The sequence below is a fragment of the Sphaerisporangium sp. NPDC051017 genome, from assembly GCF_040683095.1.
GTDB lineage: Bacteria > Actinomycetota > Actinomycetes > Streptosporangiales > Streptosporangiaceae > Sphaerisporangium.
On the sequence record NZ_JBFBCI010000050.1, the window covers coordinates 19,911 to 46,594 of the forward strand.

Consider the following 26,684-nt stretch of genomic DNA (forward strand, 5'->3'; position numbering starts at 1 on the left):
AGCGTCAACGTGTCTAATCGAGGGATGCGAATCGGCGAACTCGCCGCACTCGTCGGGGTCTCCACCCGGACCGTGCGTCACTACCACCACCTGGGCCTCCTCCCCGAGCCGGTGAGACGGGCCAACGGCTACCGCGAGTACGGATTCGCCGACGCCGTCGCCCTCGCCCGCGTCCGCCACCTCGCCGAGCTGGGCCTGTCGCTGGACGAACTGCGCGACGCGCTCGCCGACGACGAGGGGCGCGAGCTGCGCGAGGTGCTCCTCGAACTCGACGCGGACCTGGCCCGGCAGCAGGAGGCCCTCAGGATCCGCCGTGAACGGGTCGCCGCGCTGCTGGCGGGAGCGGACCTTCGTCCAGGTTCGATGGGATCCGCCGACATGGCGGCGATGCTACGCGACCTGTCCACCGGAGGCTCCCGCATCGCCGACATGGACCGCGACGTGCTCACCCTGCTCGACACCATCGCCGATCCCGAGGAACGCGCGCGGATGGCGGCCCTGATGCGGCCCTTCACCGACCCGGGCGTCCTCGCGCGGGCGCAGGCCCTCTACCGCCGGCTCGACGACCTGGCCGGCGCGCGTCCCGGCGACCCCCGCGTCGCCCCGCTCGCCGCCGACCTCGCCGCCCAGCTCCCCGACGAGATGGCGTCGGCGATCGCCGAGAACCTGGACGCGGTCCCCACGCGGCTGCGTCCCCCCGGCTCGTACGCCGAGGCCGGGGACGGGCGCTGGATGGAGGCCGTGCTGTCGGAGCTGTCACCCGCCCAGATCGAGGTGTTCCGGCTGGTCATCGACACGCTGAACGACCGGCTCCGATGACCCGGCTTCACGCCGCCACCGTGAGAAGCACACGCCACGACCCCCCTCGCCCACGCCGTCAAGGAGCGGACATGACGATTCCCCTCGCCCACGCCGTGAAGGAGCCATGATGATCCGGCTGGCCCGCGCCGCCCTCTACGCCGTGCTTCCGGCCGAACTGCTCGTCGCCATCCTGCTCGTGTCCGGGGTGAGGCTGCCCGGTCCGGTGTTCGCCGTCACCGAGGCGGTGGTCGCGCTGGTGTTCGTTCTGGAGGCGGCCACCGCGTACCGCCTGTTCAGGGCCGCCCGCCGACGCGGCGCCGACCGGCGTGCGGCGCTCAGGGAGACCCTCCACCACCTCGTCCCCATGCCCGTGCGCAGGATCATGGGCTTCGAGCTGAGGTCCCTGGCGAGCGTGGTGCTCTGGATGGCGCGCCGCCGCCAGGGGGTGCCGCGGGGCGCCACCGCCGCGTCGTACGCCAGGGAACAGACGCCGATGCTGCTGATGATGCTGTTCGCGATGATCGTCGAGACGGTGGCCGTCGACCTCCTGCTCGGCGCCTTCGACGTGCCGGCCGGGGTACGCGTCCCGGTCCTGCTGATCGACGTCTACGGAGTGGTGATCGGGCTCGCGTACGCCGCGTCGTCCGTCACGCACCCCCACGTCGTGACGGCCGGCGAACTGCGCGTCCGCCACGGCGTCCACCTGGACGTGCGCGTCCCCCGCGACCGGATCGCCTCGGTCCGCGCGTCCCGCAAGTACGACGAACGCGGCATGATCACCGTAGCGGGCGGCACCCTCGCCGTGGCCGTCTCCTCCCAGACCAACGTGACCGTCGAGCTCACCGGCCCGCTGACCGTGACCCGCCCCCTGGGCTCCCAGGTGGAAGTGACCACCATCCGTTTCTTCGCCGACGACCCCGCCACGGTCCTGAACGCCCTGAAATCCCACGAGTTCAGCACTCCCTGACCGCCGCGGCGAGACGGGAGACGGCCGCACGACCGCGTTTCCCGGGGTCACTCCTTCTCGAGCAGGGCTCTGGCCGCCTTCACGCGTTCGGCGAAGATGGCCCGGCTCTCGGTGAGCTTGTCGTGGTTCTCCGCCACCTGGATCTTCTGGATCGCGATCTGGACCGTCTTGTAGATTCCCGTCAGGTTCACGTCTTTCTGGCAGGTCGCGTCGATGCCCGCGACTCTCTTCTCCTCTTCACTCGTCGGCCCGTCGCCTGACGCCTGCCGCGTCCGCTCCAAGACGATGAAGGGGTCGCTGTAGTTCAGGCCGTCCTTGGCCGTACAGTCGCGCCAGCGGGCCACCGCGGCCTTCACCCGGCTGTCCATCATGGCCCGCGTCTTCGAATCCGCCGACAGGCTCCGCACGTCGACCGGCAGTTTCATGTCCCCGTACACCTCCGCGTGCGCCTGCCCGTCGCATCCCCCGGGCGGGATCGTTCTGCCCGACTCCGTACGCTCGGCGGAGCCGCTGAACGCCCCCCTCTCGTCCGCCGTGGCTGCACGGTCGGGGGCCGTGCGAATCCTCGCCATCGGATCCGGGTCGGATTTCCGCCGCGGGTATCCCTCGGCCCTGACCTTCTCCGGGTCCAGATATTCGTAGAAGTCAAACTCCAGAAACGAGTGCTCGTCCCAGTTACGGACCGTGCCGTCCTTCCACCGCGTGAATCCGAGCGCGCGCATGCACGCGCCCGCCTGGGCCAGTTGCGCGAGGGCGAGTGTCTTCAACTCGTCCATCGAGTTCATGTACGGATCCAGCGGCAGCGGGATCCGATCCTCGCTTGTGATCTGGAGAACGGGCCCGATGGCCGGCTCGGGCGGCTGTGGTACGGGCGTGCCCGACACCAAGGGGGTCGGCTCCGGGACGGTGGTGAGCAGCGGGTTCGACGGCAGTGGACCGCTCTGCGGTGGCGGACCGCTCTCCAGCGGCGCGCCGCCCGGCAGGGACGGCTGCCGGGAGGGCCGCCACGGCGTGGCGTCGACCCGCGCCGACGTTTCGCTCACCTTCTCCTCACCGCATCCGGCCACGAGCACACCGATCAGGAGCGCTCCCCCGGACAACGCTCCTAATAACCGCGGTTCACCTCTGGTCATCATCGCCTCCACGCCGTCGTCAACGAATATTTGGACGCCCCCGCGCCCGGCTTCGTTCAGCGGTTTCAGGGCCTCGTTCTACAGTCTGGTGTGTCGTCTCCAGATGGGTGTGACAAATGCGTGTGCTCGTTACCGGTGCGTCCGGATTCCTGGGAATCGCCATCGTCGCCGTCCTGGCGGAGTACGGCCACCACGTCACCGCGCTCACCCGTACCGGCCGGCCGGTCCCCGGCAGCCACCGGACGCTCACCGGTGACGTGCTGGACCTCGCGAGCCTGGACGCCGCCGTGGCCGACGTCGATGGCGTGTGCCATCTGGCCGCGCTCGTCCGGGCCCGCGAGTCCCTTGAGGAGCCCGCCCGTTACTGGCGCACGAACGTGGGCGGCACCGTGAACCTTCTCGACGCGCTGGCCAGGACGGCGACCCGCGCGCGTCCCAAGAAGATCGTGCTCGCCTCCACGGCCGCCGTGTACGGGCACTCCGGCAGGCAGCCGGTGGACGAGGAGGCGCCGCTGTGGCCCGGCAGCCCGTACGGCACGAGCAAGCTGGCGGCCGACCAGGCCGCCGCCGATGTCGCCGCCACCGGGCTCGTCGGGGCCGTGAGCCTGCGCGCGTTCAACATCGCGGGCGGCATGCCCGGTCACCACGACCGCGACACGACCCGTCTCATCCCGAAGATCCTCGCCGTCCAGGCCGGTCATGCCGGCGAGCTGGTCGTCAACGGCGACGGCTCGGCCGTCCGCGACTTCGTGCACGTCCTGGACATGGCGGACGCCTTCGCCCGCGCGCTGGACGCCTGCGAGCCGGGGGAGTGGCGCCCGTACAACGTGGGCAGCGGCCGCATGACCTCGATCCGCGACGTGCTCGTGGCGGCCGAGCAGGTCACCGGCCGCCCCGTCCCCGTACGCCACGGCCCCGCCGCCCCCGAGCCGCCCGTGTCCCTCGCCGACCCGTCCCGCATCCAGAACGACCTCGACTGGCGACCCAAAAGATCAGACCTCCCCCAGATCCTCACAGACGCCTGGTCGGCCCTCCCGGCGCGCCCGCCTGACGGTCAACGCTGATCTTTGGGCGAGATGGTCCTGGCCAGTTCGAGGCGGTTCCTGACGCCGAGTTTTCTGTAGGCGTTGCTCAGGTGGACTTCGACCGTCTTCGGGGTGATGAAAAGGGTTTGGGCGATGTGGCGGTTCGGGTGGCCCGCGGCGGCGAGCTCGGCGATCCGGTGCTCGCTCGGGGTGAGGGCCTGCTCCCCGGTCAGCACGGCCCGCCGGGGCGTCCACCTGCGGCGCGCAGTTCGGTGCGGGCCTCCGGGTTCGAGGCTCAATCAGTCGCTGTAGCAGCCACCGGAACCTCGGGTCAGCCCAACAAGGCCCTGGCATGAGTTCGGGTAAGGGTTTCCCGGATGCGCCTCCCAGATGACCGGTCAGGCGGCACCATGATGCTGGTCCACGCTCAGCTTGGAGGACCCGTGCAGGCATCCCTGTTCGAGGGCGACGACACTCTCGACGCCGAGCCTGTTGTCATGGCGCTGCACGAGGAGTACTACCAGCTCATCTGGCAGGGGCTGAAGCGGCACGAGTTCCGCCGGCGGTTCCTGGCCGGCAGGGCCACGAGGTGGTACGTGTACCTGAACGCCCCGGCATCGAGCCTGGGCGCGGTCATCGACCTGGGCCCTGCCATGCTGGACACCCCCGAGGTGGTCGCTGCGATCGCGGAACAGGCTCGGCCGGGCAACGGGGCGAGCGTGCTGGAGTACGTCCGTGATCTGGAGCAGGCGTACGCGATTCCGATCCTGCGGGTGCGTGAGTACACGGGTGTGTCGGCGGAGGACCTTCGCGCCGAACTCGGGGCGTGGCATCCTCCGCAGGGATACCTGAGGCTGCGCAACCCCGCCAATCTGGACCTGCTGCGCATCTGCGAGAAGGTCACCTCGGGGACGCCGCTCCGGGAGATCTCGATACACCATTCGTGACACCGTGACACGGGCGGCCGCGTGTGTGCCGTCCAGCCGGGAGATGATGGGTAGTGGCCCGCCGTCTGGAAGACCCTAGGGAGCCGACCCCGCTGCGCAGGGCCGCGCAGACGTCGACCCCGACCAGGCGATCGGCCCCTTGCTGAACACGCTGGGCGGGCGGGTACGAAACGCTCAGCGTGTACTGCTTTGGTCAGGCGGCAACGATGTTTTCGGCCTGAGGGCCCTTCTGGCCCTGGGTGACATCGAAGGCCACCTTCTGGCCCTCGCGCAGCTCGCGGTACCCGCCCTGAGAGACGATGTTGGAGTAGTGCGCGAAGACGTCGGCGCCGCCGCCGTCCTGCTCGATGAAGCCGTAGCCCTTTTCCGCGTTGAACCACTTCACGGTGCCAGTAGCCATGTTGATCTCCTCTAGTGATAGGTGAAAGCCGGAATCCGTACTGCACGAATTCCGCGTCGCCGCGATAGGCCCACCCGGAGAGGACCGGCAAACAAAAAATGCACCTGAGGCCACATACCGTCAGGTGCACAAGTTCATTATGGCTACCACAACTGCAACTGCATCCAACGTAGCACACGTGCAGGCGTGACCTGATACCCCGGGGCCGGAAGCTTCCCGCGGCCGAAGGGGTCCACATCCAGATCAGCCGGTCGGCGAGATCCTCGGCCCGGCGCCGCGCCCGGTAGGCCGATCGGCGACACGAAGTCGAGCAGTACAGGGGACTCCGTCCGGTCGAATCTGCCGGCCGTCTCGACCTGCGTGAGCATCTCGATGATCGCGGACGAGAGCGGGTGGCCGATGCACACCTCAGTCCGGTGAGCTGAGCGCCTGACCTTGGAAGACGAGCGGGACCCCGGACATTTCAGCCCGTAGTCCCGCTCGGCACCGGGCCGGCGCTATGGCAGCCCTCGAGCAAGCCGGGCCGGGACGCGATCGAGGGACGTCGTGTGGAAGGCGACGTACGCCGTGCCGCAGACCGAGCAGATGGCGTTGATCGGGCCGGGCATTGGCCTCCCCTCCGCGATTCATAACGGCGAACTCGGCACCGGTATCGCGACGAAAGCGGCGGCCGTCGCCGGTTCCGCAGAGGGCCGGTCAAGGCGGTTCCCGTCCTTCACTCTGCCAGGCATGACGATAGGACGGCTTTTGTCGGTGATGATCTCTAGTCTCCCGGGCATGACAAGTGCGACGCAGGCGTACAGTTACGCCTCGCCTGCTACCTTGGTGAACGGACGTCTGGGGTTGCCGACGTCCGGGGGCAGGGCCCTCAGCGGACGCGCTCTCGCGCCCAAGTTCTTCAGCGGGCTGGTGACGCAGGCGGCACCCGCTGCCGCGGCCCTGCTGGGCGTGGCGGACGTGGCCCTTACCCGTTACCACAAACCGCGTCCAGGGTGGACGCGCGACCCGGTCGTGACGTGCGGCGGTGACCGGCTACGGTTCCAGTCGTTCTCCGCCTGCGGCGGTGTTTACGCCCGGCTCGACCTGCTCGGCGGCGCCCTGGACGGCGAGGTGTTCGACAGGGGGGCGACCAACGTCGACGTCAACGGGCCGCTGCGTGAGGCGCTGGCCAGGGTAGGGGACCACCGTGGCTCGCGCGGGCCGTGCAAGCACGTGCCGGCCGCCAGGATCGCCGCCCGTGCCGTCGTGGAGGTGGCCCGGTGAGCGTCTGGCAGGAGGTGCGCGACCTCATCACCGAACGCAGGAGCGGAGCGCTGGCCGACCGCGTGGTCGCGTTGACCGAGGGCGAGCGCCGCGAGGTGGCAGACCGGCTGCCGGGGTTCCTCAAGGAGATGCGCGACACGGCCGCCCAGATGGCCCGTGAGGGGTGGACGGCCGGGCACGACGGCCTCGGCGATGAGGAGGGCGCCCGGCCCGACTGGGAGCGGGCGGAGATCCAGATGGATGTCCGGTGGCAGGTGAGCGACGCGATCGCCGAGTTCGCGGAGCCGCTGCGGATCGCGGGCGCGGGCACGTTCTCGAGCCCGGCCGCCGCCGTCGCCTGGCTGACCCGCCGCGAGTTCAACCCGCGGTGGACGACGACCCCGGACCCGGCCGATCTGGTTCGCGTGCTGGCCGTCCGACCTGACGACTGGCAGGCCGACGTGGCGGTCCGGCTCTCCGAGAAGATCCGTACGGCGGGCGACCGCATCGCCCCACTGGTGCTCGCCCTGTTGCGGGCCTCCGGTTGCGAGCCGCCCAAGCACGACCCGCTCGTGGTCGCCTGGCTCTCCACCGAGGTGGTACGCGACGACCCGCTGGTCGGGCCGCTGCTTTCAAGGATCTTCGAGGCGGAGGGAGCGGGCCGCGCTCTGCGCGACGAACGGCTGACCCCCGCGCCCACGCCCTGGCTCGCTCTGTTCCGGCTGCTCCTGGGGGCCGGCCGGGTGTCGCGCGAGGAAGTCCTCGACGGCTGCATAAGCCGCTTCCTGCGTGGAGGCGACGCCATCGACCTGCGCTTCTTCGTGCGGCTGCACGACCTGATCGATCCCGCACCACAGGAGGCGGCAGCGCGGGCGCGTGACTATCTGCGGCTGCTCCCCGCCGCCCCCGGCACGGTCGCGGAGCTGGCGCTCGCCCAGGTGCGCCGTACCGGCCCTCACGATGCCGCCGACGTCGCCGAGGCGATCGGCGCGCTGACCTTCCGCGCCGAAGCCAAACCGGCCCGGGCGGGCCTGAGCTGGCTGGACGAGGAGGTGCGGCGCTCGCCCGCGGGCGCATGCGAGCTGGCACCCGCGCTGGTCACGGCGTTCGCGCACACGTCCTACGAGGTTCAACGGCGCGCGGCCAAGCTCGCTGTCAAACACGCCACCGCGTTCGACACGGGTTCCGCACTGATCGCCGACGCCGTACCCATGCTTCCCGCCGACCTCGGCGCGCAGGTGGCCGCGACGTTCGGGGGCGAGGTGGCGGTGGAGGAGGCGCCGGAGCCGTTCACTCCTGTGGCGTTGCCCGAACTCGCGGAGCCCGGCCTGTTCCCCGCACACACCCTGAACCTCGGCACGCGGGATCTCCACGGCTGGGCGGCGTGCGAGTGGTGGCTCGCCGGCTTCGTCCGGCAGGCGTGGAGCGACCGTGAGGCTTTGCGGGAGACGCTGATGCCCACCTTCCGCGACTCCTTCTCCTACCTCTACGAGACCGAGCCCTGGCACAACCCCGATGCCTGGATCGCCGCCCTGGCCAAGGAGATCATCGGTCCCGGCACCGATCCCGGCGTGCGGGATCCGGAGCCGGTCGATCCCTGGGCGGGAGCGAGCTTCTCGGTGCACGTCACCGCCGCAACGGCTGCAGAGCTGGAAGAGGATCAGGGGGAAGAGCCGGAAGACGATTCCGAGCCCGGGCGGGCGTTCGGCGACCTACCCGAGCATGTTCGGGAGGAGATCTTCCGCCAGATCGCGGAGATCGGAGTCTCCGCCGACCGGGTGGCGGCGATGCGCGACGGGCTGCCCGTGCCCCCGCCCGTCCCCGGCGAACCGGGGTTCCGCGTGGGGATCGCCTACATGGGCTACCGGCCACTGTTCGAAGAGCCCGATCCCGCGGTGGAGTTCCGTAGGCGACGCCGGTTGCCGGAGCCGCAGCGAGTCTCGCCGCCGCACATGTTCCTGCTGCACCGGCTCAGCGAGCTGTACGTGGCGCTGCGGGAGCGGACGCTGCCCCCCGTCCTCCTGGCGACGCCCACGGTGATGACCGGGCACCTGGACCCTGACGTGCTGGTGGGCCGACTGGAGACGTGCGCGGCCGCGGGTGTCGAACCGCTGGCCGCGGACCTGCAGCAGGCACTGCTGCGGCTGCCGAGAGGAACCCATCCCGACGCCGCGGAACGCGCCACGCGTATAGGCTCACGGGCGGCGTCGGCGGCCGCCGTCTGGCTGGCCGGTGGTGGCCTGCCCGACCCGGAGACAGGCCTGAAGTGGGGCTACGTCGAGGACGCCAGCGCGTACCTCTTCGACGAACGCGCACCGCGACACGTCGGCGAGGTCCATCTGGTGCCGGTGCTGCGAGCGGAGCCGACCGGACACCATCTCATTGACGAACTGCTGCACGAGCCATTGAAATGGCGAGGGGAGGATCACGGCCACGCCATGGGGTGGTGGCCGGCGGTTCTGCCGTCACACCGCGAGGTCGTCTCCGTCAACTACCTGCCCCACCTGCTTTACCAGTGGAACGCGCCGGGGGTTTACCCGTCTTATCTCGCGGCCCTGTCCGAGACGGACGGCCCGCTCGGGGACGCGACCGCGCTCATCCTGGCCTACTTCCTGGCCGAACGGCATCCAGAGGCGGTGCCGCTGCTGCTGCGGATGGCGGCCAGGGGAGATCTGCCCACCGAAGCGGTCGGCCACCAGCTCGCACTCCTGATCCGCCGAACCTGGTTCGAGACCCGTCCGGTCCTCGCCTCCCTGACCGAGGCCGCCCACCAAGGGGGACACCGGCAGGTCTGGGAAATCCTCCGGAGCATGCTGCCGGTCCTGCTGCCCGCTGAGGGTGAGCGGCCGACCGCCACCCACTCCGAGGCCGTGGCGCTCGCCGTCGACGTGGCAGCCTGGGTGAAGGCCCGCGGCGAGATCCCAGCCGTGTCAGCCTTCGCGGACAGCGGCCGCGCCACCCGCTTCGCCCGAGAGTGCGCCCGACTACGCGACCAACTCCACTGACCGCGGCCCGGCCGTTCACATCCATGCCCTCCGCCGACCATCGCCGACGGCCAGGGCATGGTCGACCAGCGCGTGCAGGGTGGGCTCTCCGCCGACCATCTGGACCATGCGCACGGCCTCCGCTCCAGTATGCTGAGCGGCGATATCCCTTCTCCTGCAGGTGCTCCGTATCCGTGCCCGACCGCCAGACTTTCGACGCGGCAGCCCTCCTCGATCTGCTCGAACGGTCGTGGACCGTGCAGTTGCGCCGTGTGTCGCTGGTCATCGAGGCCGACGCGCCCGAGGAGATGATCGAGGCGGCAGCCGACGCTCTGGGACAGGCATACCGGCGGCTCGGCCATCAGGAGCTCGCCACCCGCTGGCCCGCGTGCGTCGCGGTGAGCATCGCCGGCGTGGCGGCCCGCCATGGCGGAGGTGGCGCGTTCTGGCCGCGCTGGTGGGCGGCCTCCCGCCACCGGGGCAGCACGAGCAAGTGGGGTGCGGCGTTTCTGGACGCCTTGCGGGCCTTCGGCCTGCGAGCCGAGCCGGACGCGAAGCACTCGATCATGACACACGCGGGCCTGGGTGCCACGGCCGAGGTTTCCCGGCTCCACCTCGACCCTTTCGGGCACGGGATCCAGCGTGACGGTGTGGCGCTGCCGTACCCCACGGAGGACTGCCTGCTCGTCTTCGCCGAAGACGGGCGCCACCTGCCTGCGGAGCTACCGCCCTGCCCGGTCTGGGTCGCCCATCCCCGGGACCGCGAGCCGACCGCCGACATCCCGCTCCGGATCATCGCCGAGGGTCTCCTGCCTGTCGGCTGGGACGGCTGGCGGCTGGCACAGGTCGATCTGGAGAACGCGACCTGGCTCGCCCTGGCGGACGGCCTGCACCGCCCGGTCAGGGGGCAGGCCAGACCACGGCTGCTGATCGACCGACCCCTGCCCGGCGTGACCGCGTCGGACGGCTCCGCCGTATCGGCCGCGCCTCCCGCCCTGCGGCTACCGGATGGAGAATGGCTGGTCACGGTGGAGCGGGCCGGTGCCGCGCCGGCGGCGCCCGCCGACCCCGCCGACCTGTGGGCGCGGCTGCCGCGCCCGTTGCTCGGCACTTTCACCGTCACCGCCAGGACCGGGGGCGGCCGGGCGATGCGGGAGACCGTCACCATCGCCGAGGGTCTCGCCGTGCGCCACGACCCTCCGGTCCGGCTCTTCGACGAGGAGGGCCTAATGCCGGCGGACACCTTGTTCAGCACCGGGGCCGGCCTGACGGTGACGCCGCAGGCGCTGAACTTCGGCCCGCGCGAGACCGTGCGCCGGATCACGTGTGTCGCCTCGGGGCAGGCGCTGGCTCTGTTCGTCGCTCCGCCGCACATGCGGGTGCTGGCCGGCCAGGAGTGGAGTACGGCTCCCCTCCGCCTGACCGTGGCCGCGTTGGAGGAACTCGGGGGACTGCGGTTCGAGATTCCAGGAGTACGGGAGGGGCTTCCCGTCGAGGTCGTCAGCGGAGGTGAGAGCGTGCAGGTGCTGACCCCGCACGTCCGTGGCGACTACCCGTTGCGCCGGGTGCTGGACACGGTGGCCGCGCACGGGCACGCCACCTTGGTGGTCCGGCCGGACGGGTGTCCCATCCCGCTGGCGACGATCTCTCCCGCACCGCGAACCATCCCGGACCCGTGGCTCTGCAACGATTGACCTTATGGATCCCCTTGCCACCAGCGCGCTCATCGCCGGGACTTACCGGCGTTATCTCCGCTCGTTGCTGCCGGTGCGGGATCCAGCGATCGCCGGATCGCTCGCGGCGGAGATCGCGGCCAGCCCGCTGCTGACCAGGGGCCCTCTGCTGGAGGCCACCCCGCCCTACCGTACCGGTGCGACCCTCCGCGAGCTGATCGGCGACGGCGTCCTCGATCCAGCGTTCGCGGCGCTGGGTAGCCCTGCGCTTCCCCTGGACCGGCCGCTCTACCTGCATCAGGAGCAGGCGCTGCGAAAAGCGGCCACCGGACGGAACCTGGTGGTGGCCACCGGCACGGGCTCGGGCAAGACGGAGAGCTTCCTGCTGCCGATCCTGTCCGCGCTCATTTCCGAGGGACGTCTGTCTCCCGGTGTGCGGGCGCTGCTGCTCTACCCGATGAACGCCTTGGCCAACGACCAGCTCAAACGGCTTCGCGAGCTGCTGTCGGCCGTACCGCAGATCACGTTCGGCCGCTACACAGGTGACACGCCGGAGAAAGCACAGCAGGGAGCAGCCCTGTTCGACGAGCTCAATCCGGGTCAGCCCAGGCTGCCGAACGAGCTGCTCAGCCGGGAGGAGATGCGGGCCCGTCCTCCGCATCTGCTGCTCACCAACTACGCGATGCTCGAATATCTGCTGCTTCGCCCGGCCGACCTGGAGCTCTTCGAACACGCCGACAGGTGGCGGTTCGTGGTCCTGGACGAAGCCCATGTGTATGACGGTGCCAGGGCCGAGGAACTCGGCATGCTGCTGCGCCGCCTCCATGACCGAGTGGCCCGGGGCAGGACGTTGCAGGCCATCGCCACCAGCGCCACCGTCGGCGACGAGCCGGGCGCGGTCATGGACTTCGCCGCCAAGCTGTTCGACGCTCCGTTCGAGTGGGTCCGAGATGACCCCGCCCGCCAGGATCTGGTGACCGCCGCCCGGGTTGACACGCCGTCGGGGCCGTTCTGGGGGCCGCTGAGCGCGGCGGACTACCGAAGGCTGGCGGTGAGTGAGGACCCGGCGGCCGAACTGGTCCGCCGGTCCGGCCTGCCCGATGCCGGTACGGCTCTCGCCCGCGAGCACGCCATGGCCACCCTGCGCGGCACCCTGTCCGGCGGCCCCCGGCCCTTCGCCGACCTGGCCCAGCTGCTCTTCGGCGGTCAGGAAGAACCCGCTGAGGCCCTCGCCGCGCTGGTGACGGTAGGCGGGAAGGTCCGGGGCCTCTCGGGAAGCGCGGTGCTGTCGGCCCGCTACCACCTGTTCGCCCGCGCCACCGAGGGTGCGTTCACCTGCCTCATCGGACCACATGTGTCCCTGGGCCGCCACGAGACGTGCACCAGCTGTTCGGGGGCGGTCTTCGAGTTCGGTGCATGCAAGAGATGCGGAGCGGTCCACCTGATCGGCGCGGTGGAGCTGTCCGGCGGGGGACAGGTGTTCAGCCCACGGGTGAGCGGGCGCGACTCCAGGGTCTGGCTGCTGCTCGGCGACGCCCCCGAGATGGCCGACGAAGACGATGAGACCCTCGAAGCCGTGCCGGAGACCGAGGCTCAGGACGCGTTCCTGTGTGGCAGATGTGGGGCGCTTCATGCAGTACGGCAAAGCGAGTGCGGCCGGGACGGTTGCCAGGAGACCCAGCTGCGTCCGGTGCGGCGGCTGAAGACGCGAGCCAGCTCGCCCAGCGGCTGCCTGGCCTGCGGGGCGCGCGGCTCAGGTATGATCCGCCAGTTCGAGAGCGGCAACGAGGCGGCGGCAGCCGTCCTGGCCACCGCCCTCTACCAGGCGCTGCCGCCGATGCCTGAGCAGGAGGACCGGCCCGGCGGCGGACGCAAGCTGCTGACCTTCAGCGACAGCCGACAGGCGGCCGCCTATTTCGCCCCTTACCTGGAGTCCAGCTACGCCCAGATCCAGCAGCGGCGGCTGATCCTCGACGGGCTCCGTCGCGCCGTCGCCAGGGACGACACCGCAACCGTGGACGACCTGGTGGATGAGGTGGTCGCGGCGGCGGGACAGGCCGGGGTGTTCGAACGCCGGGCCTCCCGCCAGCAGCGCCGCCGTGAGGTGGCCCTGTGGGTCATGCGGGAGCTGGTGGCGATGGACGAACGCCAGTCCCTGGAAGGCCTCGGCGTCCTCCGGGTGGAGCTGGACCGCGAGCCCGGCTGGCGGCTGCCCGCACCGCTGCTGGAGCTGGGCCTCACCCCAGACGAGTGCTGGCTGCTCCTGGGCGAACTGGCCCGCTCGCTCCGGCAGCAGGGCGCGCTCACCATGCCGGAGGAAGTCGATCCGCGCGATGAGCTGTTCGACCCCCGGCGCGGGCCGATCTACGTGCGCGGCGATGGCGCCGAGGCAAAGCTGAAGGTGCTGAGCTGGCTGCCGACGCGCGGCGTCAACCGGCGACTCGACTACCTGCGCCGGGTGCTGGCCGCCCTCGGATCCGGCGCGGACGCCCGGCAGATCCTCGACGGCTGCTGGAAACTCCTCACCTCGCTGCGAGACGGTTGGCTGAGTTCGGCCGCCCTGCCCAGGCTGGGGCAGGTGCACCAGCTGGATCACACGTGGCTGAAGCTGTCCCCAGCAGATGAGATCTACCAGTGCGGGCTGTGCCGGCGGATCAGCGCCACCTCGGTGCGTGCGGTCTGCCCGACGCTCGGCTGCCAGGGCGTGCTGACCCCGGCCAAGCCGGACGCCGATGACCACCACCGGGTGCTGTATCAGGCGATGACGCCGGTGCCGCTGCTGGCCAAGGAGCACACCGCCCAGTGGACGGGGCTGGAGGCGGCCGACATCCAGCAGCGGTTCCTGCGCGGCGAGGTGAACGTACTGTCCTGCTCGACCACGTTTGAGCTGGGCGTGGACGTGGGCGAACTCCAGGCGGTGATGCTCCGTAACATGCCGCCGACCACGGCCAACTACATCCAGCGGGCCGGGCGGGCCGGACGGCGCGCAGACTCGGCGGCCCTCGTGCTGACCTACGCCCAGCGGCGCTCGCACGATCTGTCCCGTTATCAGGAACCGGAGAAGATGATCGCCGGTCAGGTGCGGGCGCCGTACGTGCCACTCGGCAACGACCGGATCGACCGGCGGCATGCCCATTCTGTGGCATTAGCCGCCTTCTTCCGGTACGCCAAAGAGACCTCGGGGACGGTCTGGAAGACCGCAGGCGACTTCTTCCTGTCCGGGGCGAGCTCCCAGGTGAAGGCGTTCCTCACCCCCGTCCCCCCCGGTGTGCTGGCCTCGCTGCGCCAGGTGTTGCCCGCCTCCGTGCAGGCGGAACTCGGAGTGGAGACGGGCGCGTGGGTGACCGACCTGTGTGAGCTGCTGGAACAGGTGCGTCTCGAACTCTCCCAGGACATCGAGGCGTTCGAGGAGCGCCGCCGTGAGGCGTTCGCCAAGCGCCGCAGCGACTTGGCCGCCCGCTACGAGCGGACCGTCAACACCGTCACCCGGAGGTCCCTGATCGGCTACCTGGCGAACCGGAACGTGCTGCCCAAGTACGGCTTCCCGGTGGACAGCGTGGAGTTGCGCACCGCGCACTGCGACAGCCAGGTGGGAGCCCGGCTGGAGCTCAGCCGCGACCTCTCTTCGGCGATCTATGAGTACGCACCCGGTTCCGAGGTGGTGGCCGGCGGCGTGCTCTGGCGGTCGGCGGGCGTCTACCGGCTCCCCGGCCGGGAGCTGATCAGCAGGAGCTACACGGTCTGCCGAACCTGCCAGCATTACCGTGAGGGCGACGAGACGCTGGAAGCGGCCTGTCCCGCGTGCGGGAGCGCAAGCGAGGGAGCCCTGCGCCAGTACTACGTGCCGGAGTTCGGCTTCGTCGCCGACCACCGGACGGCCAAACCGGCCACGGCACCGCCGAAGGGTTCCTGGAACGGCGCCACCCACATCGTCTCCCTGGGCGAGGAGCTGGCCGAACGCCGCTGGGCGTCCCCCGGCGGGGCTTCGGTCTGGTGCCGTTCCGGCTCCCGAGGCCGGCTGGTCGTCCTGTCCGAGGGACCTACCGGCAGTGGTTTCCTGATCTGCGACTGGTGCGGCTGGGGCGCACCGAACCAGGGCAAGACCGCTAAGTCGCACGTCAACCCACTTCGGCAGAACGACTGCACCGGGCCGCTGCGCTGGCGCTCCCTGGCGCACAGCTTCGAGACCGACATCCTGGAGTTGCGGTTCGACACACCCGGTCTCATCGAGACGGCTCACTGGCGTTCGGCCCTGTACGCACTGCTCGAAGGGGCCGCGGACGGGCTGGAGATCAGCAGGAACGACATCGACGGCGCGATCAACCCCGGCTCCGACGGCCGGACCGGACTCGTGGTCTTCGACACGGTCCCCGGCGGGGCGGGCAGCGCGCTGCGCATCGCCGAGTCACTCGACGTGGTCGCCGGCGCCGCGCTCAAGCGAGTCGCCTCTTGCGACTGCGGCGCCGAGACCTCGTGCTACGGCTGCCTGCGCACCCGTCACAACGAACGCCACCACGACCAACTCAGCCGCGGCGCGGCCCTCCAGGTCCTGCGCGCCCTCACCACCGGTGGCACGCTCATGCTGACCTGAGGCGACGATGGTTCCGGTGGAGTATGGCTGGAGGACATAACTCAAGGTGGCGGCAGTCGTCGGTTCGGTGCGGCATGCTTGATGGGTCCTGACAGACCTTTTGAGCCGGACGGGAACAGTGGACCTCCCCAAGCCCCTCATCGACGAGACTCCAGCGGATGACAGCCCCGTCGAGACGAGCTCTTTCGGAATCGACGCGTTCACGCTGGACGACCGGCTGCGGCTGTTTCACTTCGCGGCGGCCGAGAAGCGTAACGAGTATCTGTGGCTGCTGCGGGCGTTCGACCGGGGCCGGGCCAACTACCAGGTGCTGCTGCACGCCTCCAGTGCCCGTGACCTGCTGGACCAGCTCCGCGAGGAGCACCCGGACTGCCCGGCGGTCAGCGAGGTGCAGCCACTGCTGGACTCGCTGAACGAGTGGCGGCTGCTGGATCGTAGCTACGACGGGACCCGCGCGGCCAACCTGGCCGAATACCGCAACCGGCACTACGTCTATCAGTTCACCCAGGCCGGTTACCGCGCATACCGGGCGGTCGAGGACGTCCTCGGGTCGACTTTGGAGGACGCTCAGCTCTCAAGGCTGATATTTCCCGACATCCTGGCTGACCTCCAGGCGCTGGCCGAGGCCAACCGGACGGGCGACGGCGATGAGGTCTACCGGAAGCTCAGTCGCCTGGACCAGGTGCTGAGCGACATGGCACAGCGGGCCGCCCGTTTCTATCTGATGCTGGGCGACCTGGCTCGCACCAACGACACCCGGCCCGAGGTGTTCCTCACCCACAAGGACGCGCTCCTCACTCACATGCGGGAGTTCACCGCGGAGCTCGCCCGGTTCACGCCCCGGCTGGCGGGAGCCGTACAGGCCGTGGCGGACACTGGAGTGGACGCCCTGATCGCGCACGCCGCGGCGGCCGACGACCGGCTCTTCCGCGCGCCCGGGGATCGGGAGGAGGACTGGCGGCAGCGCTGGTCCGGCCTGACCCATTGGTTCGGTGTCGGCGCGGGCCGGGACTCCCAGAGTGAGGCGGAGCGGCTGCAGACCGCGACCGTCACCGCGATCGCGAACGTGCTGGCTCTGCTGAGAAGGGTGACCGAGGCACGGCGCGGGGGTGTAAGCCGGGAGAGCCAGCTCCGGCACCTTGCCCAGTGGTTCGTCTCCTGCCCCGACGAGAACGCGGCCCACGGGCTCTTCCAGGCGGTCTTCGACCTGGGCGGACCTCGGCACATCTCGGTCACCCACGAGGATCCGGAGCTGATCCCCCCTAGGTTGTCGTGGTGGGATGCCGAGCCGGTGCGGCTGGCCCGGGGCCTGGTGGAGTCGGGCCGGGAGCCGCGGATGACCGGGGCCACCGCCAGGATCGACCGCAACGACGCCCAGCGGCAGCGACTCCGAGCCGAGCAGCTCAAGCTGACCCGGGAGCGACGCGACGCGGCGGCCTCCCTCGCCGCCGACGGCCTCTACGGCCGCGTGCTGGACGAGCCGGAGACCCAGGCCCTGCTGGGCCTGCTCGACCTGGCGCTCAACGCCCGGGTGCCGACCAGCAGGAAGGTCACCGCGAGCGGTTCGGCCCATGGCGTACGGCTGACGCTGCGCCCCTTCGAAGGCTCCACCACCGTCAAAACCGTGTACGGCCGGCTTCACCTCTCCGGCGTCACGCTGGAGGTGTCCTCATGAGCAAGGTCGCGGAGAACGTGAGTTCGCTGGAGCTGGCCGACTACCAGCGGGCGGTGCGGATGCTGCTGAGCAATCCGCTGATCACCGACGCCTACCCGAACCGGGTCGCGCTGCCGCTGATCCGCCGATGGGCCGATCAGCTCCGGGCCGACCTGCACGAGGTGCTCGGCTACCGTCTCGTGACCACGGCGAACACCACGCGGCTGCTCCGCGCGCAGGACGAGCTCGACGTGACCCGTCCGGCACGGACCAAGACGGACCGGCCGTTCGACCGGCGCCGGTATGCCTATCTGGTGCTCACCCTGGCGGCTCTCGGCCGGTCCGGGACCCAGATCGCGCTCAGCGAGCTGGCCGAGGCGGTCGGCGCGGACGCCGCCCGGATCGACGGGCTCGGCCTGGACACCGAGCGCAAGCCGGATCGAGACGCGTTCGTCGACGCGGTGGCCTGGCTGGCTGAGCGCGGCGCGCTGGCCCTGGCCGACGGTTCGGCGGCCGACTGGGTGAACAACCCCGACCGGGCCGAGGCGCTCTACGACATCGACCGCGAGGTCGTCTTCGCGATCTACCGGCCGAGCCGGGTGCTTCAGCACATGCGCTCGGTGACGGGGCTGCTCGACTCCGATCCCGGTTTCGCCCAAGGCCGGCACCGGGTCCGCGAGGCCGCGTCCCGGCGAGCGCGGCGGCTGGTGCTGGAACGCCCCGTCGTCTACTACGCGGACGCGAGTGAATCGCTGCGCGGCCAGCTGCGCCACCCCGGTCTCATCGAGGACCTGGAGCGGCTGACCGGGCAGACCGTGGAGCGCCGCGCCGAGGGGGTGGCACTCATCGACGCCTCCGGGCGCCTGTCCGACCTGCGCTTCCCGAGCGGCGGCACCCCCTTCCAGGCCGCGCTGCTGCTGTCGGCGCGCATCGCGGCGTACGTGACGAAATCGAAGCCACCGGCGCTGCCCGCTCCAACGGCGGCCGAGCGTGACGTGGCCCTGGCGGCCAGGATCGACGCCGGCCTGCCCCTCAAGGGCGTCATGGACGAGTTGAGTGAGGCCGGACCCGATGAGCGGGAGCGGGAGGCGGCGGACGAGACGGCTGTCTACCCGTTCGTCACCGACGCCTGGCTACGGAGCGCGATGAAACAGCTCATGGACACCTACGGCACGGCCTTCGCCGTAGCATGGCGGGGCGATCCGGACCGGCTGCTCCGCGAGGCGCTGAACCTGCTCGCCTCGCTCCGCCTGGTCGTCAGGGTCGAGGGCGGTGTGCTGGCGCTCCCGCTGCTCGCCCGCTACCGGGGCACCACCGCCGAGGTGAAGCCTCGGGCACGCAGGACCAAGGCACAGACCGACACCCTCTTCGACGTCAAGGAAGCGCAGTGACGCGTTACGTCCCCACCCGGGCCGGGATCATCAACCTGTGGGACTACCGGGACGAGGAGTTCACCTTCGCGAACGGCTGGCTGATCCTGCGCGGGCCGAACGGCTCGGGAAAGACGAAGGCCCTGGAGGTGCTGTTCCCCTTCGTGCTGGACGGCCGGATCGACCCCAAGCGGCTCAACCCGTTCGCCTCCGAGGACCGGACGATGAAGTCCAACCTGCTCTTCCGCGGGCAGGACAGCGCACTCGGCTACGTCTGGCTGGAGCTGCGGCACCGCGACACCGGCGAAGCCGTGACGGTGGGGATCGGCCTGCACGCCCAGCGGCACCGCGACACGCCGGTCCGCTGGCACTTCGTCGCCGAGGGCCGGGTGGGTGCTGATTTCTCGCTGCTCACCGCCGACGACCGGCCGATGACCAAGAAGCAGCTCACCGAGGAACTGGGCGAGCACGCGCTCACCGCCACTCCTTCGGACTATCGGCACGCGATCGACCAGCGGCTGTTCGGGCTCGGCCGGGAGCGGTACGAGCAGCTGATCACCCTGATCCTGACGCTGCGCCGCCCGCAACTCGCCAAGAACCTGGACCCAGGCAAGCTGTCGGACACCCTCACCGACGGTCTTCGCCCGATCGACGACGACCTGATCGCCGAGGCGTCCCGCTCCTTCGACGACATGGAGACGGTGCAGCGGACCTTGGAGGGGCTGGTCGCCGCCGACGAGGCGACGCAGTCGTTCCTGTCCAGCTACACCACTTACCTGCGGACGCATTCGCGCTGGGCGGCCGACGCGCTGACCCGCCGCCGCGAGGACGTCGCCGCCCATCGCACCGCGTTGAGTACGGCTGCCGCCACCTTGGCCACCGCGAAACAGACACAGGCGGAGGCCGAGCAGACGCTGTCGGTGAGCGAGGACGCCCTGGCCGGGCTGCGGGCCCGGCTGGAGCAGCTCAAGAGCAGCGCCGCCTACCAGGCCCTCGAACAGCTCGCCGACCTGGAGCGCTTGGTGCGGACGTGTGCGGAGACCGCCGCCGCAGCCAGGACCGAACTGGATCGGCGCGCCGCCACCACACAGAAGGCCCGCGTCGAGCTCGCAACCGCGCAGCGGCTGCTGGCCGAGCTTGAGGGTGCGGTTTCCCGCGCGGCCACCGACCTGGCCGACGAGGCCGCCGCCGCGGGGATCACCTGGAGCCCCGCCGACGCCGACCCGGCGGGCTTCACCGACCGGGTCGGGGGCCGGGTGGCCTCCCGGACCGGCGACCTGCGCGCGGTCCGCGCCGCGATCGCCACCCAGCAGAAGGCCGAGCAGACCCGCGACCTGGCCAGGATCGCCCTCGACCAGGCCCTCGCCACCGCTGCCCGGGCCGAGCTGGCCGAGGCGGAGGCCGCCAAGGGGGTGGAAGCCGCCCGCGGGGACGCCAGAAGCCGGCTAGCCGCCTGGGGGGAACGGCACCGCGACGTGCCGGCCGACATGCAGGCGCTCGCCGAGGCCCTGGAGGAGACCGGCGAACCGGACGCGCCGAGTCTTGATGCGGTTTTCGGGGCCGAGACCGCGCAAGCCGTACAGGACCTGCGGGACGCCCAGGCCCAGCTCAAGTCCGAGCGGGCCGCCACCGAGCGGGAGCGGGCCCAGGTCAAGGGCGAGCGGGCGAAGATCGTCGCCGAGCACGATGACGCGCCACCCGCGTTCGCGGCCCGTACGGCGGAACGCGACGGAAAGGCCGGAGCCCCGTTCTGGCGCCTGGTCCGATTCGCCGACCACGTGGCCGAGGAGCACGCCGCCGCCGTCGAAGCGGCGCTGGAGGCGTCCAACCTGCTGGACGCCTGGGTCACTCCCGTTCCGGAGCGCGTCGCCGCCGGGGATTCCGAGGGCTACCTGGTGCCGGGTGCCCCGGTGACGCCGAGCCTGGCGGACCTGCTGGTCCCCGAGGAGGAGACCCCGGTTGCGGCCGAGCGGATCACCGCGATCCTGCGTTCCGTCGCGCTCGGCGGGGACGCTGACGACGACCGGCCCAAGATCTCCCCCGATGGCCGGTTCGCCCAGGGCATCCAGGTCGGTGCGCACCACAAGGTGAACGCGGAGTACATCGGGGCGACCGCCCGGGCCCGCCGCCGGGCCGTACGGCTCGCCGAATGCGACGCCCGGATCACTGCGCTGACCGAGACCATCGCCGGGCTGGACCGGCGCAGCGCCCGGGCCGAGTCCGCGCTTGAAGCGATCAGTACCGCCCGGGCCGCGCTGCCCAAGACGGGTCCGATCGTGTCGGCCCTCCGCGAGCACGAGGGGGCCGCCGGGCGCCTGCGTGCCACCCGCGAGACCGCCGACAGCGCGCAGAACGGTTATGACGAGGCCGTCGCCGCCTGTGGCGCGGCCGAGCGGGCGCTGCGCCGGACAGGGGCCGAACACAGCCTCGATCCCGCCGTCGTGGACGAGGTGGCCCAGGCCGTACAGCGCTTCGAGACCATGGCCGGCACCCTGACCGGACGCCGGCGCGAGGAGGCGCGGCAGCGCGACGCGGTCGAGGGCAGCACGGAGCGGCTGGAGTCGGCGGCCGACGACGAGGCGGCCGCAGCGCAGACCGAGCAGGGCGCGCGGCGCAAGCACACCGAGGAAGCCGCCAAGCTGGACGCCCTCCAGCAGACCATGGGCGCCGAAGCCGGCCAGGTGCTGGCCGAGGTCCAGCTGGCCGAGACCGGGATCGTCGCCGCGTCGCGGGCGGCGGAGTCCGCGCGGACCGCCGAGCGGACGGCGCTCACCGAGGTCGCCACCGCGCAGGCCAAGCTGACCGCCGCGCAGGATTCCCTGCACGTTGCGGCGGGCGAGGAACGGGAGACCGCCAAGGCCCTGGCCCCATTCGCCCAGCGGGAACTGCTGGACGTCCTGAAGTGCCCGCCCGGTCTGGCCTGGCCCGCTCAGGAGGCCGACTGGTTGGGCTCCATGTCCGGCGAGTGGGAGCTGCCGCCGGAGGTGACCGCGGTCCACGAGGCGATCCTCACCGTGACGCGCGACCTGACCCCGACCGAGATCTCGCTCAAGCAGTCCACCACCCGGCTGACCAAGGCGCTGGACGACCTCCAGGCGCAGCTCACGGCCGCCGGTCAGGACTACCGGCCCGAGTGGGACGGAGCGGACGGGGTGATCGTGGTCCGCGTGGCGGACGAGGATGGGCCGCTGCCTGTGGGCGCGTTCGCCGCGAAGATGACCTCCAGCCGCAAGGACCAGCAGCAGCTGCTCAGCGAGTCCGAGCAGCGGATCCTGGAGGACGCGCTGCTCACCCGGCTGGCCCAGCAGATCCACGACCGCACGGTGGACGCGCGCGACCTGATCCGGCGGATGAACAGCGAGATGCGCTCGCGCCGGATGTCATCGGGGACCACGGTCGGTGTGAGCTGGCAGCTCGCCGACAATCTGGAGGACGAGCAGCGGGCTGTCTGCGGTCTGCTCGACGCCGACGCGGCCCGGCTCGGCCCAGACGAGTTGAGCCGGATGCGCGGCCACTTCGCCACCCAGATCAAGAACGCCCGGGCCCGCGAACGGGAGCTGCCCTACCGGGAGCTGCTCACGAAGGTGCTCGACTACCGCCGGTGGCGGCAGTTCACCTTCCAGCTCGTCCGGCCCGGCGGTGCCGAGGAACGCCTCACCCGCGCCAAGCACAGCCGGCTGTCCGGCGGCGAGCAATCGGTGTCGCTGCACCTGCCGCTGTTCGCCGCCGCGCACGCCATGCTCAACTCGGCGCGGCCCGACGCGCCACGGCTGCTCGCCCTGGATGAGGCGTTCGCCGGGGTGGACGACACCGGGCGCAGCGAGCTGATGAGCCTGGCCGCCCAGTTCGACCTGGACCTGTTCATGACCGGGTACGACCTGTGGGCCACGCATGCCGCGGTGCCCGCTGCGGCTCACTACGATCTGGCCCATTCCCCGGTGGAGCACACTGTCAGCGCGCTGCTGCTGGTCTGGGACGGCGCCGAACTACTCGCCGACGACGCGGGAGAGCTGACCATCGCGCTGGGCTCCCCCGGGACTCGCCGTATCGAGGCGAGCATTGTCGGGTGAGCTGCAGGGTGCGGGATGGCAGCGTCTCTTGGCCGCGGCCCGGCGCAGGCTGGAGCGGACCGGGGGCGTGATCGACGGTTCCGTCGGACTCGCCAACCCGTCCGAGGCTGAACGTCGGGTGATCATAGGCATCACCGGGACCTACCGGCCTGAGACCGTCAAACGGCTCACCGTGTCACTGGCCGATCTAGACGACGCCCTCACGAAAATGCACGGCATGGGACTGCTCCAGGCGCTGGCTTCGGTGGGGGGGCCGGTCCGGGACCGGCCCGCGGAGCGAGCCGCGGAGGTTTCCGGCAGGCAGGCGTTGCTGGCCGCGGCTCAGTCCGCGATGTGTGCTTCGGAACCCTGGTTCGCCGAGTGGCTGTCGGCGATGACTGCGGACGGCACGTTCACCCGCCTGGTCCGGCGTGGTGACACCCACCTGATCGGGCAGGCGACAGCCGTACTCGACCGGCTGCCCGCAACCTTCGTCCCGCTTCCCGTCCTGGCCGAGTCGGCCACCGGCGACACCAAGGCGCTCGTCGCCGGCAGCCCGCTGGCGACGCTCGTGCTACGCGCCCTGGCGCTCCGGTCCGGTTCTCCTGCTCCGCCTTCAGGCAGGGCGGGGCAGCGGGCGCTGTGGGAGTCCGTAGGTGTGATCGTGGACGACCTGGCCAGCCAGGTGCTGGTGCTCAACGTCAGGACTCGTGGCGACGAGGTGGTCTCCAGGTGGCTGAATGACGCCGCCGCGTTCGGGATCCCGTTCCGGCTCACCCTTCACCAGCAGGGGAAACACCCGGTCGTGCCGGTCGCCGAGGAGATCTTCGTCTGCGAGAATCCAGCGGTGCTCCGGGCGGCGGCGGCCGAACTCGGAGCCCGGTCAGCCGCCCTGGTCTGCACCGAGGGGATCCCGTCGGCCGCCTGCCACAAGCTGCTCGCCACGGCAGCGGCAGCCGGGTCACGACTGCGCTGGCGAGCCGACTTCGACTGGACGGGGCTGCGCATCGTAGAGGCGGCAGCCGTACGGCATGGCGCGTCGCCTTGGCGGATGAGCGCGGCTGACTACGCGGCCGGCCTGGCGGAGGGCGAGTCCACTCCGCTGACCGGCAGTCGATCCGGCAGCCCCTGGGATACAGCCCTCGCCGAGGCGATGGCCGCCGAGGGCCGGGCCGTCATGGAGGAACGCCTCATCCCAGCACTCCGCACCGACCTCGCGGCTGACGCCTAACAGATCGCCCCCGGCCAAGGGCCGCAAACCATCGACGTTCCCTGCCGTGGGCAGCCAGCCCCGTTTCCGCACATCGGGGTGAAGCCCCGGCGCGCCCTGCAGGATTCGAACCTGCGACCGTCGGATTAGAAGTCGACCGCCACCCACGTGGCCAATCATCCCTCCGACCTGCACCGGAACCTTTCGGCAACCAACTGGCCGTCAGCGTCGTCCCGCGCATATCCCGCAACGACCCCCAGCCCCGACACCCGGTGGGACGGGCTGAGGCACGAGGCCCGTCCCGTCGATCGCCCCCAACCCCGCACGGCGCCCAACCACCGCAAGGCGATCGTGAGGGTGGATGTCGTGGCGACGCCCTGTCTGACTGTCCACAGCTTTACAGAGAGACCTTTCCCCGGCCCTTCCGTGCCTCTGACCTGAGGATCAGCCCTGAATCGATGGTCACTACCAACCTCCTGTCATCCGCGATCGCGTCGTAAACTCGACAGCATGACGGCACCGCAGGAAGAGTACGAAGATCTTCACCGGCTGATCGACCAGCTCAGGCCAGATCAGGTGCGTGAAGAGCGTGCGCGACTCCTCCAGTTGGTTCACTCGCGTACAGAAGAGCCGGAACTCGGTCCTGATGGCCTTGGTTGATCTTCCGGACCCCTCCCGGTTAGGTTGTGGTCCCGATCTTGACGACCAACCAGGAGGGACCATGCGCGTGTTACGCGGCGCGCTGCTCGCCTTGACGGCGGTTGCGGCGCTGCTATCCGGCTCTTCCGGGACCATCGCCCATGCTGGCAGCATCCAGCCCCCCGGCTACCTCAGGACGGAGGTGTGGTCCCCCGAGCAGATCACCATCTTCTGGTCCACGGTGGACAAGGCGGAGCAGTATGTCCTGCTGCGCAGCCTAACCCCCGGCGGGCCCTACGCGGAGGTGCGGCGTACCGACGCCAACGGCACCTCCGACACCGGGTTGCGACCCGATACGACCTACTACTACGTGGTCCAGAGCGTGCGCGGCAACCAGACGTCGCCGTACTCGGCGGAGGTGAGCGGCACCACGCTCAAGCTGCCGCTGCTCCCGCCGACCCAGTTGCGCGCGCAGACCCTGTCCACCTCCGAGATCACCCTGACCTGGGACGTCGGCACCAACGCCACCGGTTACCGCCTCCTGCGCGCCACCACCGCGGGCGGACCCTACACGCTCGTCCACACCGGCACGTCCCTCAGCCACACTGACACCGGCCTGGAGTCGGGGACCACCTACCGCTACGTCGTGCAGAGTACCGACGAGACCCGGGTGTCGGAGAACTCGCCTGAGGCCAGCGCCACCACCGTGGCCGTCACCCTCACCGCGCCGCGGGACTTCAAGGTAAACGCCGACGGCACCGGCCTGGCCATGACCTGGGACGCGGTCCCCGGCGCCGTCCGCTACGACGTGATCCACCTGACCCTGCCGGACGACCGGGAAGTGGTCTTGGGCAGCACGACCGGCACGTCGTTCACGTACCCCGCGTCCGCGTACTTCTGGTACCGGCTCAAGGTGCGCGCGGTGGCCGGCGGCACCAAGGTCGATTCCCCCATTGTCTACGTGGCGAACGGTGCCCGGACGCTGACGACGCTGTCCGTCTCGCCGAACCCTAACCTCGTCGGCTCCGTGCGGCTGACCGCGACGGTCGAGGCGATCGGCCAGAGCGGGCTGTCCTTCAGCGGCGAGTACGTCGAGTTCTTCATGGACGGTTTGCACCTCGGCCGCGACTTGCTCCCCGGCTCGCACCAGATCGTGTACGCCACCGCCGCCCTCCCCCCTGGCGAGCACGCCTTCTACGCCCAGTACCAGGGCGAGGATCTGCTGGAGCTGGGCGCCAGCGCCTCCGCCACGGTTACCCATTTGGTCCAGTAGTCGGAGCCTTATCCCGCGGGAACGCGCCTTGCTCCTGTGAGGCGCGCCCGCCGCCCCGTGAGGCCGGCCCCACGAGACAGGCCTCGTGGGACTGCTCCCACCCACACCCGCCCCAGGCGAACCACTCCCGCGGGCCGCCGAGGGGAACGGCCGAGGCCTGCGCCGCCGCTGATCTGCGTAGGCGGCCGGCCCTCGGCGGCGGCTTGGTCGGCAACCTCGTCAACGACGCCGTGCGCGGACCTTTCGCCCGGCGTCCTGCTCCTGCTGGAGGGGTATCCCGGGAACCCGGTTCAGGCACGATCCTGGGCGGTGAGCCGACCCTGCACCCACGGTATGAGGACACCATCCGCCTGGCCGGGCAGCTCGGCTATGAGCACGTCATCACCACCAGCAACGGGCTGCGGCCCGCGCGCCGCAAGTTCGCTCGCCTGCAGCCGAACGACTTCGCCTACGTGCAGATCAGCCCGGACGGCGGTTCGCCGGCCACCCACGACGTCGTCCGTGGCCCGGGCACCTTCGACGAGACAATGGAGACGGTCGGTGAGCCGGCTCAGCGCGGGTTCGACACGCGGATCATCTGCACGGTCAACAAGGCCAACCAGGGTGACTGCCTCGCCGACCTGGCCGCGGATGCCCCGGCGGTGCACGCATGATCGCGGACAGAACCAGTCAGATCACGCACCCACGCCGGTGTCGAGGAGTTAGCCAGCAGGGTCGGACATGCGA

General features: G+C 70.7%; 18 protein-coding genes. 15 read left to right on the top strand and 3 right to left on the bottom strand.

The window, feature by feature from the left end; genetic code table 11:
- Positions 1-24: 24 nt before the first annotated feature.
- Positions 25-819: a MerR family transcriptional regulator gene (locus AB0M95_RS30520; protein WP_363771890.1), complete on the top strand. Its 795-nt coding sequence runs from the start codon at positions 25-27 to the stop codon at positions 817-819.
- 106 nt (positions 820-925) lie between these two features.
- Positions 926-1,768, top strand: coding sequence for a hypothetical protein (locus AB0M95_RS30525; RefSeq protein WP_363771893.1), 843 nt, complete (start codon positions 926-928; stop codon positions 1,766-1,768).
- A 47-nt stretch (positions 1,769-1,815) separates the two neighbouring features.
- Here AB0M95_RS30525 and AB0M95_RS30530 read toward each other — a convergent pair whose 3' ends face one another.
- Positions 1,816-2,811: a hypothetical protein gene (locus tag AB0M95_RS30530; RefSeq protein WP_363771896.1), complete on the bottom strand. Its 996-nt coding sequence runs from the start codon at positions 2,809-2,811 to the stop codon at positions 1,816-1,818.
- Between the two features lie 206 nt (positions 2,812-3,017).
- Between AB0M95_RS30530 and AB0M95_RS30535 the strand changes: the two genes are divergently transcribed.
- The gene (locus AB0M95_RS30535; RefSeq protein WP_363771898.1) at positions 3,018-3,965 is read left to right on the top strand and encodes an NAD-dependent epimerase/dehydratase family protein; all 948 of its coding nucleotides are present in this window, start codon (positions 3,018-3,020) and stop codon (positions 3,963-3,965) included.
- On the opposite strand, the gene AB0M95_RS30540 is transcribed toward AB0M95_RS30535, so the two are convergent.
- Positions 3,956-4,225: a helix-turn-helix transcriptional regulator gene (locus tag AB0M95_RS30540; protein WP_363771900.1), complete on the bottom strand. Its 270-nt coding sequence runs from the start codon at positions 4,223-4,225 to the stop codon at positions 3,956-3,958. The genes AB0M95_RS30535 and AB0M95_RS30540 overlap by 10 nt on opposite strands.
- 144 nt (positions 4,226-4,369) lie before the next feature.
- Between AB0M95_RS30540 and AB0M95_RS30545 the strand changes: the two genes are divergently transcribed.
- Positions 4,370-4,873, top strand: a complete 504-nt coding sequence (locus AB0M95_RS30545) for a hypothetical protein (protein WP_363771903.1) — start codon at positions 4,370-4,372, stop codon at positions 4,871-4,873.
- Positions 4,874-5,066: 193 nt separating this feature from the next.
- Here AB0M95_RS30545 and AB0M95_RS30550 read toward each other — a convergent pair whose 3' ends face one another.
- Complete coding sequence (locus AB0M95_RS30550; protein WP_363771906.1) at positions 5,067-5,273, bottom strand: cold-shock protein; 207 nt, start codon at positions 5,271-5,273, stop codon at positions 5,067-5,069.
- 777 nt (positions 5,274-6,050) lie between these two features.
- Here AB0M95_RS30550 and AB0M95_RS30555 point away from each other — a divergent pair.
- From AB0M95_RS30555 to AB0M95_RS30605, 11 genes are all read left to right on the top strand, one after another.
- Positions 6,051-6,536 carry a hypothetical protein gene (locus tag AB0M95_RS30555; RefSeq protein WP_363771909.1) on the top strand — a complete coding sequence of 162 codons (486 nt, stop codon included), beginning with the start codon at positions 6,051-6,053 and terminating at the stop codon, positions 6,534-6,536.
- Positions 6,533-9,520 (top strand): DUF6493 family protein, encoded by a 2,988-nt coding sequence (locus tag AB0M95_RS30560; RefSeq protein ID WP_363771912.1) that lies wholly within the window; start codon positions 6,533-6,535, stop codon positions 9,518-9,520. The genes AB0M95_RS30555 and AB0M95_RS30560 overlap by 4 nt, the downstream gene beginning before the upstream one ends.
- 173 nt (positions 9,521-9,693) lie before the next feature.
- Entirely contained in the window at positions 9,694-11,193 is a 1,500-nt protein-coding gene (locus AB0M95_RS30565) for a hypothetical protein (RefSeq protein ID WP_363771915.1), read from the top strand.
- A 4-nt stretch (positions 11,194-11,197) separates the two neighbouring features.
- Positions 11,198-15,763: a DEAD/DEAH box helicase gene (locus tag AB0M95_RS30570; protein WP_363771918.1), complete on the top strand. Its 4,566-nt coding sequence runs from the start codon at positions 11,198-11,200 to the stop codon at positions 15,761-15,763.
- A gap of 118 nt (positions 15,764-15,881) precedes the next feature.
- Positions 15,882-17,438: a TIGR02677 family protein gene (locus AB0M95_RS30575; protein WP_363771921.1), complete on the top strand. Its 1,557-nt coding sequence runs from the start codon at positions 15,882-15,884 to the stop codon at positions 17,436-17,438.
- Complete coding sequence (locus AB0M95_RS30580) at positions 17,435-18,808, top strand: TIGR02678 family protein (RefSeq protein WP_363771924.1); 1,374 nt, start codon at positions 17,435-17,437, stop codon at positions 18,806-18,808. Before AB0M95_RS30575 ends, AB0M95_RS30580 begins: the two co-directional genes overlap by 4 nt.
- Positions 18,805-22,857 (top strand): TIGR02680 family protein, encoded by a 4,053-nt coding sequence (locus tag AB0M95_RS30585; RefSeq protein WP_363771927.1) that lies wholly within the window; start codon positions 18,805-18,807, stop codon positions 22,855-22,857. Before AB0M95_RS30580 ends, AB0M95_RS30585 begins: the two co-directional genes overlap by 4 nt.
- A 67-nt stretch (positions 22,858-22,924) precedes the next feature.
- Positions 22,925-24,067, top strand: a complete 1,143-nt coding sequence (locus AB0M95_RS30590; protein WP_363771930.1) for a TIGR02679 family protein — start codon at positions 22,925-22,927, stop codon at positions 24,065-24,067.
- Positions 24,068-24,556: 489 nt separating this feature from the next.
- On the top strand, positions 24,557-24,706 hold the full coding sequence (locus AB0M95_RS30595; RefSeq protein ID WP_363771933.1) for a hypothetical protein: 150 nt from the start codon (positions 24,557-24,559) through the stop codon (positions 24,704-24,706).
- Between the two features lie 61 nt (positions 24,707-24,767).
- Positions 24,768-25,958 carry a fibronectin type III domain-containing protein gene (locus AB0M95_RS30600; RefSeq protein WP_363771936.1) on the top strand — a complete coding sequence of 397 codons (1,191 nt, stop codon included), beginning with the start codon at positions 24,768-24,770 and terminating at the stop codon, positions 25,956-25,958.
- Between the two features lie 203 nt (positions 25,959-26,161).
- On the top strand, positions 26,162-26,611 hold the full coding sequence (locus AB0M95_RS30605; protein ID WP_363771939.1) for a radical SAM protein: 450 nt from the start codon (positions 26,162-26,164) through the stop codon (positions 26,609-26,611).
- The last annotated feature ends 73 nt before the right edge of the window (positions 26,612-26,684 follow it).

Excerpts from the sequence above, each read along its gene's own strand:
- AB0M95_RS30555 (WP_363771909.1), top strand. The coding sequence starts at position 6,051 with ATGACAAGTGCGACGCAGGCGTACAGTTACGCCTCGCCTGCTACCTTG.
- AB0M95_RS30580 (WP_363771924.1), top strand. The coding sequence starts at position 17,435 with ATGAGCAAGGTCGCGGAGAACGTGAGTTCGCTGGAGCTGGCCGACTAC.
- AB0M95_RS30520 (WP_363771890.1), top strand. The coding sequence starts at position 25 with ATGCGAATCGGCGAACTCGCCGCACTCGTCGGGGTCTCCACCCGGACC.
- AB0M95_RS30550 (WP_363771906.1), bottom strand. The coding sequence starts at position 5,273 with ATGGCTACTGGCACCGTGAAGTGGTTCAACGCGGAAAAGGGCTACGGC.
- AB0M95_RS30535 (WP_363771898.1), top strand. The coding sequence starts at position 3,018 with ATGCGTGTGCTCGTTACCGGTGCGTCCGGATTCCTGGGAATCGCCATC.
- AB0M95_RS30570 (WP_363771918.1), top strand. The coding sequence starts at position 11,198 with ATGGATCCCCTTGCCACCAGCGCGCTCATCGCCGGGACTTACCGGCGT.
- AB0M95_RS30525 (WP_363771893.1), top strand. The coding sequence starts at position 926 with ATGATGATCCGGCTGGCCCGCGCCGCCCTCTACGCCGTGCTTCCGGCC.
- AB0M95_RS30595 (WP_363771933.1), top strand. The coding sequence starts at position 24,557 with ATGACGGCACCGCAGGAAGAGTACGAAGATCTTCACCGGCTGATCGAC.
- AB0M95_RS30600 (WP_363771936.1), top strand. The coding sequence starts at position 24,768 with ATGCGCGTGTTACGCGGCGCGCTGCTCGCCTTGACGGCGGTTGCGGCG.